Source organism: Leclercia sp. GLN_9 (assembly GCF_043105735.1).
Taxonomy (GTDB): domain Bacteria; phylum Pseudomonadota; class Gammaproteobacteria; order Enterobacterales; family Enterobacteriaceae; genus Enterobacter; species Enterobacter adecarboxylatus.
The window spans coordinates 1-10,641 of record NZ_JBICLV010000039.1 but is presented as its reverse complement, the minus strand read 5'-3'; the positions used below and the strand labels follow the sequence as shown (position 1 = coordinate 10,641).

Sequence of the window (10,641 nt, the reverse complement as noted above, 5' to 3'; positions counted from 1 at the left end):
TGCCACATTCAGGCGACCGAGAAGCGTGAGGGTGGGGGAGTCCGGCTGAACATCGCCGAAGCATTGACCGCAGCGGAGGGGGCATAAAGCAGAGGTGCTTTAGTGAACGTAAGCTTTCCACTTCAGTCACTGAGAAATATCGAATTGCTTAACTGGCTGGCATTACGGCTTATTGCCGGCATTTTTTTACCTGCGGGTTTGCACCTGAACAAAATATAAACAAAAAATATAGATCCCCGTCACATTTTTGCGTTATACAGGAACCTCGCCCCGGAGAATGAGGTGCTGTATGACATCCCTGACTCGCCCACGCGTTGAGTTTATCTCGACCCTTTTACAGACCGTGCTGAACCTGGGTCTGTTGAGCCTTGGCCTGATTCTCGTCATCTTCCTCGGTAAAGAGACGGTGCATCTGGCTGATGTGCTTTTTGCCCCTGAGCAAACCAGCAAATACGAGCTGGTTGAAGGGCTGGTGGTTTACTTTCTTTACTTCGAATTTATCGCCCTGATCGTTAAGTACTTTCAGTCGGGCTTTCACTTCCCGCTTCGCTACTTTGTCTACATTGGGATCACCGCGATTGTGCGGCTGATCATCGTCGATCATAAATCACCCCTCGACGTGCTGCTTTATTCGGCGGCCATCCTGCTGCTGGTGGTTACGCTCTGGCTGTGCAACTCGAAGCGGCTGAAACGGGAATAAAAAAAGGGCGGCCCGAGGGCCGCCGAATACAGTCACAAGTTTGGATCAAGACATCAAGGCAAAGTTGAGGGTTGCAGTGGTATAACAATGATACTTAACCTTTCACGCCTCCTGCGGTCAGGCCGTTCACCAGCCAGCGCTGGGCCAACAGGAACACGACGGTGATCGGGATAGCGGAGAGTACGGCGGCTGCGGCAAAGTCGCCCCACAGGTAGTTTTGTGGGTTGAGGTATTGCTGCATCCCTACCGCAAGGGTGTAGCTGTTCACATCACGCAGCAGCAGTGACGCGACCGGCACTTCTGTGATGGCGGCGATAAACGACAGAATAAAGACGACCGCCAGAATTGGCACCGACAGGGGCAGCAGCACCAGACGGAATGCCTGCCACGGGGTTGCGCCATCTAGCGACGCCGCTTCTTCCAGCGAATTATCGATAGTTTCGAAATAGCCTTTGATGGTCCACACATGCAGCGCGATACCGCCAAGATAGGCGAAAATCACCCCGCCGTGGGTGTTCAGGCCGATGAACGGCACATACTGGCCGAGGCGGTCGAACAACGCATACAGGGCCACCAGCGACAGGACCGCCGGGAACATCTGGAAAATCAGCATCCCTTTCAGCAGCGTCGCTTTCCCTTTAAAGCGCATACGGGCAAAGGCGTAAGCGCAGGTGGTGGAGAGGGTCACGATACCAATCGCGGTGATGGTGGCGACTTTCACCGAGTTCCACAGCCACAGCAGTACCGGGAACGGCGGCGGCGTGACGCGGCCATCGGCGTGTTCCACGCTGAAGCCCAGCGCCAGTTTCCAGTGCTCCCAGGAGATTTGCTCCGGGATCAGGCTACCGGTGGCGAAGTTCCCGGAACGCAGGGAGATGGCGATAACCATCAGCAGCGGGAACATGATCGCCGCGATAAAAATCAGCAGCCCTAAGTGCGTAACCAGCAGGCGCAGCTTTTGAGATTTGGGTTGGACCATAGCCATAATATTCTTTACTCCTTAACACCGCTCCAGGCTATTTTGCTTGCCGTTTTGAACGCTGACAGTGCTCAGAATCCTCACGTACTTCGTGTACGCTCCGGTTCTTGCGTGCTGGCAGCGCCCAGACTGGCTGCGCCAATAACGTCTGGTGATTCCAGTTAGTCAAATTTCATGCGTGTGGCTTTCAGGTTCACCACCGCCAGCGCGCCTACCAGCAGGAAGATCAGGGTGGCGATGGCCGCCGCCAGACCGAAGTCCTGGCCCCCGCCGCCTTCAAAGGCGATACGGTAGGTGTAGCTCACGAGCAGGTCGGTATAGCCGGCCGGCGTGGTGGTGCCGAGACGGTCCGGGCCACCGTTGGTCAACAGCTGAATCAGCACGAAGTTGTTAAAGTTAAAGGCGAAGCTGGCAATCATCAGCGGCGTCAGCGGCTTGATCAGCAGCGGGAGCGTAATCTTAAAGAAGTTCTGGAACGGGGTCGCACCGTCCATCGCCGAGGCTTCGTACAGGTCATCCGGGATCGCCTTCAGCAGGCCCATGCACAGGATCATCATGTACGGATAGCCGAGCCAGGTGTTGACGATAACGATCATCGTACGGGCGGTGGTCGGGTCGCTGAACCAGGCCGGTTTAATGCCAAACAGCCCGCTCAGCATCATGTTGATTTCACCAAAGCTCTGGTTGAACAGACCTTTGAAAATCAGAATCGAGATGAACGACGGCACGGCATACGGCAGGATCAGCAGGACGCGGTAAATCGCTTTCCCTTTTAACGCTTCCCACTGCACCAGGCAGGCCAGCACCATGCCGACGGCCACGGTCAGGATCACGGTCAGTACCGAGAAGACCACGGTCCAAACGAAGATAGCGAAGAAGGGCTTCTGGATGCCTTCGTCGGTGAAGACGCGGGTAAAGTTGTCCCAGCCGATGGTGACGGTATAGCCCGGGCTGAGTTTATCGTCGCCCCAGTTGCCGTCAGCATTCACAGACTGGTAAAAGCCGATGTCGTTGTTCGGACGGTACTTCACGCCGGTCTGGTTGTTGGTCAGTGTGCTGTCATCGCCCAACGTATAGAGCGGGCTGGTGCCGGAGAACTGGCGCAGCGAGCTCATGATCACTTTGCTTTCGTCTGGCAGTTCGGCGGTCAGTTGGGTCAGCGCCTGGCGGTTCTGGGTGATGACACGCAGGTTAGCGCGCTCCCCTTCTGGCAGGGCGTCTGCTTCTTTCAGGGCCAGTTTCTGCTCGCCGCCAAATTTAAAGGCGTCGGAGACGTAATATTTGTTCGTGGTCGTGTCAGTCAGCGCCAGCTTCCACTCATCACCGGCCGGGTAGAGGCCAAAGTTGAAGGTCTTACCGGCCTGATAAGAACGGTCCATCAGCACCTGCTGGGCGCGCTCTTGCGCAAGCTGGTTGGTGCTGCTGTAGTTGGTGAAGGCAATGGCGATGGTGCAGATCAGCGGGAACAGAACAAACAGTCCCATCCCGGCCACACCCGGATAAACATAGCGCCAGGCGTAAGCTTTACGATTCGCAAAAATATAGAGGCCGACCGCGCTTAAGATCAGCGTCATGGCGGCAAACAGGTACTCCCCCTGGGCGTACATCAAAACAATAAGGTAACCCACCAGCAAACCCAGCAGACCAATCACTGACCATTTCAGCGTGTCGCTTTGCCACCAGTGTTTCTTTTTAACGACATCCATGGGGATCTTCCTCTACAACAATTAAACAACCCTCATCCCAGGCCTCTCCCTGAGAGAGAGGCCTTCTCCCTCAAGAGAGAATGCCGGGATGAGGGGGTTACAGCCTGTCTTACTTGGTAATACGACCCTGAGCATCTTTCAGCGCGGCATCCACAGTCTGACGACCGCTGGCGGCGTTGATCACCGCAGTACGGGTGGCATACCAGAAGGCAGCCATCTGTGGGATGTTCGGCATGATTTCACCTTTCTCGGCGTTGCTCATGGTGGCGGCGATGCGTGGATCTTTCGCCAGCGTTTCCTGGAAGGATTTCAGCGCCACAGCACCCAGCGGTTTATCCTTGTTCACTTCTTCCAGACCCTGATCGGTCAGCAGGTAGTTTTCCAGGAACTCTTTCGCCAGCTCTTTGTTCGGGCTGGCGGCGTTGATACCGGCACTCAGCACGCCAACGAACGGTTTAGACGGTTTGCCATTGAAGGTTGGCAGTACCGCGACGCCGTAATTGATTTTGCTCTTATCGATGTTGGACCATGCCCACGGACCGTTGATGGTCATCGCGGTTTCGCCCTTGTTGAACGCGGCTTCAGCGATGGAGTAATCGGTGTCTGCGTTCATGTGTTTGTTCTTGATCAGGTCAACCAGGAAGGTCAGACCCGCTTTCGCGCCTGCGTTGTCCACGCCGACATCTTTCACGTCATATTTGCCGTCAGCAAATTTGAACGCGTAACCGCCATCGGCAGCAATCAGCGGCCAGGTGAAGTACGGCTCTTGCAGGTTGAACATCAGCGCGCTCTTACCTTTCGCCTTCAGCTCTTTATCCAGCGCCGGGATCTCTTCCCAGGTTTTTGGCGGGTTAGGAACGAGATCTTTGTTGTAAATCAGGGAGAGCGACTCAACCGCTACCGGGTAAGCAATCAGCTTGCCGTTGTAACGTACGGCATCCCAGGTGAACGGGAACAGTTTGTCCTGGAAGGCTTTATCGGGAGAAACTTCTGCCAGCAGGCCAGACTGTGCGTAGCCACCGAAACGGTCATGCGCCCAGAAGATGATATCCGGGCCGTCGCCGGTCGCCGCAACCTGCGGGAATTTCTCTTCCAGTTTGTCCGGGTGTTCAACGGTGACTTTGATGCCGGTATCTTTCTCGAATTTTTTACCCACTTCGGCCAGGCCGTTGTAGCCTTTGTCGCCGTTAATCCAGATTACCAGCTTACCTTCTTCAATTTTGGCGAGCGCCGGAGCGGAGATCATCATTGCTGCAAGGGCGGACAATGCGAAAACGCGTGCGCCAGTCTTGATATTCATATCTGCCATCCTTTTTGGTGATGTGCTGTGGATACATGAGGTGGTTCAACGTCGCTCAGTCTCCTTATTTGACATCCTCTTTCCATCCTCCCGTCCCCTACGCCCCACCCCCGTTTTATGTGATCTGCGTTGCATAAAATTGAGTTATGTGTCCCAGCGCACATAAAAGTACGGTGAATTTTGCCAGTGACATCACGAATTTAGCCTCAGCCCCCGCGCCGCGCTGGTGGAGTCCTCTCTCTCATCCTCCCGCCTCCTCCCCCATAAAAAAGGCAGGGGGTGGAGGATTCGCGACGCGTTGCGATACCGCATAGTCAGCCCATATTGAATGTTTCTGTCGATGACAGGTTGTAACGAAGGGAGTAGGGCATGGCGAGCGTAGAACTGCGTAACGTAACGAAAGCCTGGGGTGACGTGGTGGTATCGAAAGATATCAACCTCGATATTCAGGAAGGCGAATTCGTGGTTTTTGTTGGCCCGTCAGGCTGTGGTAAATCCACGCTGCTGCGCATGATTGCCGGTCTGGAAACCATCACCAGCGGTGATTTGATGATTGGCGATACCCGTATGAACGATATCCCGCCTGCGGAGCGCGGCGTCGGGATGGTATTCCAGTCCTATGCACTTTATCCCCATCTCTCCGTTGCCGAGAACATGTCGTTCGGCCTGAAGCTGGCCGGCGCCAAAAAAGAGACCATTAACCAGCGCGTGACCCAGGTTGCCGAAGTCCTGCAGCTGGCACACCTGCTGGAGCGTAAGCCGAAGGCGCTCTCCGGTGGTCAGCGTCAGCGTGTGGCGATTGGCCGTACGCTGGTGGCAGAGCCGCGCGTGTTCCTGCTCGATGAGCCGCTGTCGAACCTCGACGCCGCGCTGCGCGTGCAGATGCGTATTGAAATCTCCCGCCTGCACAAGCGTCTGGGCCGCACCATGATTTACGTCACCCACGATCAGGTCGAAGCGATGACCCTGGCCGACAAGATTGTGGTGCTGGATGCCGGTCGCGTGGCCCAGGTGGGCAAACCGCTGGAACTCTATCACTACCCGGCAGACCGCTTTGTTGCGGGCTTTATTGGCTCGCCAAAGATGAACTTCCTGCCGGTCAAAGTCACCGCCACCGCCATTGAACAGGTTCAGGTTGAACTGCCTAACCGCCAGCAGGTGTGGTTACCGGTAGACAGTGCAAACGTACAGGTAGGGGCAAACATGTCCCTCGGGATCCGCCCTGAGCATCTGCTGCCGAGCCACATCGCTGATGTGACGCTGGAAGGTGAGGTTCAGGTGGTTGAGCAACTTGGTCACGAAACACAGATTCATATCCAGATCCCAGCCATTCGTCAGAACCTGGTGTACCGCCAGAATGACGTGGTGTTGGTAAAAGAGGGTGCCACATTCGCTATCGGCTTGCCGCCAGAGCGCTGCCATCTGTTCCGAGAAGATGGCACTGCATGTCGTCGGTTGCACCAGGAGCCAGGCGTTTAAGCAATCCCAATAATAAGCACGAAACCATCAGGTGAAGTGTTCAAAGAAAAGCAATGATCTCAGGAGATAGAATAATGATTACTCTGCGCAAAGTCCCTCTGGCGGTCGCCATTGCGGCAGGCATCCTGTCTGCCCAGGCCGGCGCTGTCGACTTTAAAGGTTATGCTCGTTCTGGCATTGGCTGGACCGGGAGTGGTGGCGAACAGCAGTGTTTCCAGGCAACAGGTGCACAAAGTAAATACCGTCTTGGTAACGAATGTGAAACCTATGCCGAGCTGAAACTGGGCCAGGAAGTGTGGAAAGAGGGCGACAAGAGCTTCTACTTCGACACCAACGTAGCCTACTCCGTTTCACAGCAGAATGACTGGGAATCAACCAGCCCGGCCTTCCGTGAAGCAAACGTGCAGGGTAAAAACCTGATTGAATGGCTGCCAGGCTCCACCATCTGGGCCGGTAAGCGCTTTTATCAGCGTCATGACGTCCACATGATCGACTTCTACTACTGGGATATCTCTGGTCCTGGTGCAGGTATCGAAAACATCGATCTGGGCTTCGGTAAACTCTCTCTGGCAGCAACCCGTTCTTCTGAGTCCGGCGGTTCTGCAACCTTCGCCGATCGTGATGCCAATGGCGATCGCATTTATGACAACGTCGTACCGAACGATGTCTTCGATGTTCGTTTAGCGGGCATGGAAATCAACCCAGGCGGTACCCTGGAGCTGGGCGTTGACTACGGTCACACCAACATTCCAGACGATTACTATCTGCAGCCTGGCGCCTCTAAAGATGGCTGGATGTTCACTGCTGAACACACCCAGAGCATGCTGAAAGGCTTTAACAAGTTCGTTGTGCAGTACGGCACGGACTCTATGACCTCTAACGGCAAAGGTATTCCACAGGGCGGTAGCGTTGATAACGACGGTTCGATGATCCGCGTGATCGACCACGGTGCGATCACCCTGGCTGACCAGTGGGACCTGATGTACGTCGGTATGTACCAGAACATTGACCGCGACAACAACAACGGCACCGAGTGGTGGACCGTCGGCGTTCGTCCAATGTTCAAATGGACGCCAATCATGTCCACCCTGCTGGAAGTTGGCTACGACAACGTTAAATCTCAGAAAACTGACGATACCAACAACCAGTACAAAATCACCCTGGCACAACAGTGGCAGGCAGGCGACAGCATCTGGTCTCGTCCGGCTATCCGTGTCTTCGCAACCTACGCCAAGTGGGATGAGAAATGGGGCTACGCGAACAACGGCGATACTGGCTACACCTCTGGCGTAGCGTACCGCGACACTTCCGCGAAAACCTTCAGCCGTGGCGACAACGATGAGTGGACCTTCGGTGCCCAGATGGAAATCTGGTGGTAATACGTAACACCTGATGTATTGACCTAAAAGAGGGGCGCAAGCCCCTCTCTTCATAGGGTGCTGCGCGCTATTGCCTGGCCACCGCAGTGCTGATGCTATCTGAGGTAAACATAATGAAAATGAAGAAAAGTCTCGTCGCGCTGTGCCTCTCCGCAGGGTTACTGGCAAGTGCTCCCGCCGTCACCCTGGCGAACGTCAATTTTGTACCGCAAAACACCAGCGCCGCGCCTGCTGTACCGGCTGCCGCACTGCAACAGTTAGTCTGGACGCCTGTCGACCAGTCTAAAACCCAGACCACCCAGCTTTCTACCGGTGGCCAGACCCTGAATGTGCCGGGGATCAGCGGCCCGGTGGCGGCCTACAGCGTGCCTGCCAATATCGGTGAAATCACCCTTACGCTGACCAGTATAGTGAACAAGCAAACCAGCGTATTCGCCCCGAACGTGCTGATTCTGGATCAGAACCTGACGCCATCGGCCTACTTCCCAAGCGAATACTTTACCTACCAGGAGCCGGGCGTAATGAGCGCTGACCGCCTGGAAGGGGTGATGCGCCTGACGCCTGCGCTGGGCCAGCAAAAACTGTACGTCCTGGTGTTTACCACTGATAAGGATCTGCAGCAAACCACCAAACTCATCAACCCGGCAAAAGCCTATGCCAAAGGCACCGGCAACGCCGTACCGGATATCCCGGATCCGCTTGCCCGCCACGTCACCGACGGCGAGCTGAAGCTGAAAGTTTCTACCAATAATGCCTCCAGCGTGCTGGTCGGCCCGCTGTTTGGTTCTTCCGGCCAGGGCCCGGTCACCGTGGGTAACACCGCAGCACCTGCCCCGGTCTACGCCGCGCCAGCCGCTGCACCGGCTGCTGCTGCTGCTCCTGTTGCCGCCCCGGTCGCCGCGAAGAAAGCCGAGCCGGTGCTGAATGACACCGAAACCTACTTCAATCAGGCCATTAAACAGGCAGTTGCTAAAGGTGACGTCGATAAGGCGCTGAAACTCCTCGATGAAGCCGAGCGTTTAGGCTCGACCACTGCCCGTTCCACCTTTATCAGCAGTGTAAAAGGCAAGGGGTGACCGTCTCCCCACAGTGCTGATTTTGTCAGTAGTTTGGTGCGCCCTTGCGGGCGCACTTTTTTTGCGCTGACTGCCGCTGTTGCATCTCTGTTGCGATAATGTTCGCTAGTTCACGTTTGCCCGCCCCCATTCCGCGTTTCTGCGATACAATAGCTTCACGTTATGTATCGGAGAGTCAGGCATGTCACACCCCGCGCTTTTGCTCCTGCGCGCACTGCGTTATTTTGACGAAATTCCTGCGCTGGAACCGGAGCAGCTCGACTGGCTGCTGCTGGAAGATTCCATGACCAAACGTTTTGAGCAGCAGGGCAAAAAGGTCACCGTCACCCTCATTCAGGAGGGATTTGTCACGCCTGACGCGGTGGCAGATGAGCTGCCGTTACTGCCGAAAGAGGCGCGTTACTGGCTGCGGGAGATCCTGCTCTGTGCCGATGGCGAGCCGTGGCTGGCCGGGCGCACCGTGGTGCCTGAGTCCACCCTCACCGGGCCGGAGATGGCGCTGCAACAGATGGGCAAAACCCCGCTGGGGCGTTATCTGTTCACCTCCTCCGAGCTTACCCGTGATTTTATCGCGATTGGGCACGAGGCCGGGCTATTGGGACGCCGTTCCCGCCTGCGCTTAAGTGGTAAACCCTTGATGCTGACCGAGCTGTTTTTACCGGCGTCGCCGCTGTACTAAGAGGAAGAAAAAATGGAGAGGAGTCTCATGCAGAACAAGCTGCTGGCGTACCACCGCCTGATGCGAACCGACAAGCCGATCGGTGCGCTGCTGCTGCTGTGGCCGACGCTGTGGGCGCTGTGGGTGGCTACCCCCGGCCTGCCGCCGCTGTGGATCCTGGCAGTGTTTGTGGCGGGCGTCTGGTTAATGCGCGCGGCGGGTTGTGTCGTCAACGACTATGCCGACCGTAAGTTTGACGGCCATGTAAAACGCACCGCTAATCGCCCGCTGCCGAGCGGCGATGTCACCGAGAAAGAGGCCCGCACGCTGTTTGTGGTGCTGATCCTGCTCTCGTTCCTGCTGGTGCTGACCCTGAACACCATGACCATTCTGCTCTCCGTGGCAGCGCTGGCGCTGGCCTGGGTCTACCCGTTTATGAAGCGCTACACCCACCTGCCGCAGGTGGTGCTGGGTGCCGCCTTTGGCTGGTCGATCCCGATGGCGTTTGCCGCCGTCAGCGAAAGCGTGCCGTTGAGCTGCTGGCTGATGTTCCTGGCCAACATCCTCTGGGCCGTAGCTTACGATACGCAGTATGCGATGGTCGATCGGGACGATGATCTGAAAATCGGCATCAAATCCACTGCCATTCTGTTTGGTCGTCAGGACAAGCTGATCATCGGGATTTTGCAGGTCGCGGTGCTGGGGTTAATGGTGGGCATTGGTTACCTGAACCAGCTTAACGGCGCATTTTACGCGGCGGTCGCGGCGGCGGGTGTGCTGTTCATCTATCAGCAAAAGCTTATCGCAAACCGCGAGCGCGAAGCCTGCTTTAAAGCGTTCCTGAACAATAACTATGTAGGGCTGGTGTTGTTCCTGGGCCTGGCGGTGAGTTACTGGGCGTAAACAATGCCCGGTGGCGAGGTAAAAAATGGCAGCCTAAAGGCTGTAATGCCAGTCAGTTAAGCAATTTGATATTTCTAATTGACTGAGGTGGAAGGGTTCCGTTCACTAAAGTACCTCTGCTTTATGTCCCTTCCGCTGCGGTGAACGTGCCAGGGGGGCTCGCCGCCTCCCCCCCTGGCTACCCCGGCTCCCGGCAAAGAAAATCGCCGCTTCGCGGATTATTCGCCCCGTCCCTGGGGCTCACCCCTACGGGGCCAGCGCAGGCGCTGTTCAAAATTGCTCCCGGCAATTTTGTCCTCAGCTTATTCCCTCCAGCTTTCGGGTCGGGCACCAGCCTGCATCCATGCAGGCTATGCCCTCTCGGCGCGTCCCTGCGCCTCGCCCCGGCCTTACGGAAACGCTTCGTCGATTTTCAGCCGGATTCACGCTCCCTCAAGCTTCTCAGTCGCCTGAAAGGGGCA

At 56.2% G+C, this 10,641-nt stretch carries 9 protein-coding genes; 6 read left to right on the top strand and 3 right to left on the bottom strand.

The features are described from left to right. Positions 1-289: 289 nt before the first annotated feature. The gene (gene psiE / locus ACF8PE_RS21060; RefSeq protein ID WP_032615949.1) at positions 290-700 is read left to right on the top strand and encodes a phosphate-starvation-inducible protein PsiE; all 411 of its coding nucleotides are present in this window, start codon (positions 290-292) and stop codon (positions 698-700) included. Between the two features lie 94 nt (positions 701-794). Here the strand turns inward: psiE and malG are convergent, their stop codons facing one another. From malG to malE, 3 genes are all read right to left on the bottom strand, one after another. Continuing rightward, the gene (gene malG / locus ACF8PE_RS21055) at positions 795-1,685 is read right to left on the bottom strand and encodes a maltose ABC transporter permease MalG (protein WP_059308953.1); all 891 of its coding nucleotides are present in this window, start codon (positions 1,683-1,685) and stop codon (positions 795-797) included. Between the two features lie 155 nt (positions 1,686-1,840). Beyond that, positions 1,841-3,385 carry a maltose ABC transporter permease MalF gene (malF, locus tag ACF8PE_RS21050; RefSeq protein WP_392495234.1) on the bottom strand — a complete coding sequence of 515 codons (1,545 nt, stop codon included), beginning with the start codon at positions 3,383-3,385 and terminating at the stop codon, positions 1,841-1,843. A gap of 109 nt (positions 3,386-3,494) precedes the next feature. Further along, entirely contained in the window at positions 3,495-4,685 is a 1,191-nt protein-coding gene (gene malE, locus ACF8PE_RS21045; RefSeq protein WP_032615953.1) for a maltose/maltodextrin ABC transporter substrate-binding protein MalE, read from the bottom strand. 369 nt (positions 4,686-5,054) lie between these two features. On the opposite strand from malE, the gene malK reads away from it, so the two are divergent. The 5 genes from malK (at position 5,055) to ubiA (ending at position 10,180) form a co-directional block, all read left to right on the top strand. After that, a complete protein-coding gene (gene malK, locus ACF8PE_RS21040; protein ID WP_032615954.1) occupies positions 5,055-6,164 on the top strand; it encodes a maltose/maltodextrin ABC transporter ATP-binding protein MalK in 1,110 nt (369 codons plus the stop codon). Between the two features lie 71 nt (positions 6,165-6,235). Beyond that, entirely contained in the window at positions 6,236-7,543 is a 1,308-nt protein-coding gene (locus ACF8PE_RS21035; protein WP_032615958.1) for a maltoporin, read from the top strand. 113 nt (positions 7,544-7,656) lie between these two features. Continuing rightward, positions 7,657-8,619 carry a maltose operon protein MalM gene (malM, locus tag ACF8PE_RS21030; RefSeq protein WP_164539789.1) on the top strand — a complete coding sequence of 321 codons (963 nt, stop codon included), beginning with the start codon at positions 7,657-7,659 and terminating at the stop codon, positions 8,617-8,619. Between the two features lie 181 nt (positions 8,620-8,800). Next, positions 8,801-9,298 (top strand): chorismate lyase, encoded by a 498-nt coding sequence (gene ubiC / locus ACF8PE_RS21025; RefSeq protein ID WP_392495233.1) that lies wholly within the window; start codon positions 8,801-8,803, stop codon positions 9,296-9,298. Positions 9,299-9,310: 12 nt separating this feature from the next. Next, a complete protein-coding gene (gene ubiA / locus ACF8PE_RS21020; RefSeq protein ID WP_392495232.1) occupies positions 9,311-10,180 on the top strand; it encodes a 4-hydroxybenzoate octaprenyltransferase in 870 nt (289 codons plus the stop codon). Positions 10,181-10,641 lie beyond the last annotated feature (461 nt).

Excerpts from the sequence above, each read along its gene's own strand:
- psiE (WP_032615949.1), top strand. The coding sequence starts at position 290 with ATGACATCCCTGACTCGCCCACGCGTTGAGTTTATCTCGACCCTTTTA.
- malG (WP_059308953.1), bottom strand. The coding sequence starts at position 1,685 with ATGGCTATGGTCCAACCCAAATCTCAAAAGCTGCGCCTGCTGGTTACG.
- malF (WP_392495234.1), bottom strand. The coding sequence starts at position 3,385 with ATGGATGTCGTTAAAAAGAAACACTGGTGGCAAAGCGACACGCTGAAA.
- malE (WP_032615953.1), bottom strand. The coding sequence starts at position 4,685 with ATGAATATCAAGACTGGCGCACGCGTTTTCGCATTGTCCGCCCTTGCA.
- malK (WP_032615954.1), top strand. The coding sequence starts at position 5,055 with ATGGCGAGCGTAGAACTGCGTAACGTAACGAAAGCCTGGGGTGACGTG.
- malM (WP_164539789.1), top strand. The coding sequence starts at position 7,657 with ATGAAAATGAAGAAAAGTCTCGTCGCGCTGTGCCTCTCCGCAGGGTTA.
- ubiC (WP_392495233.1), top strand. The coding sequence starts at position 8,801 with ATGTCACACCCCGCGCTTTTGCTCCTGCGCGCACTGCGTTATTTTGAC.
- ubiA (WP_392495232.1), top strand. The coding sequence starts at position 9,311 with ATGGAGAGGAGTCTCATGCAGAACAAGCTGCTGGCGTACCACCGCCTG.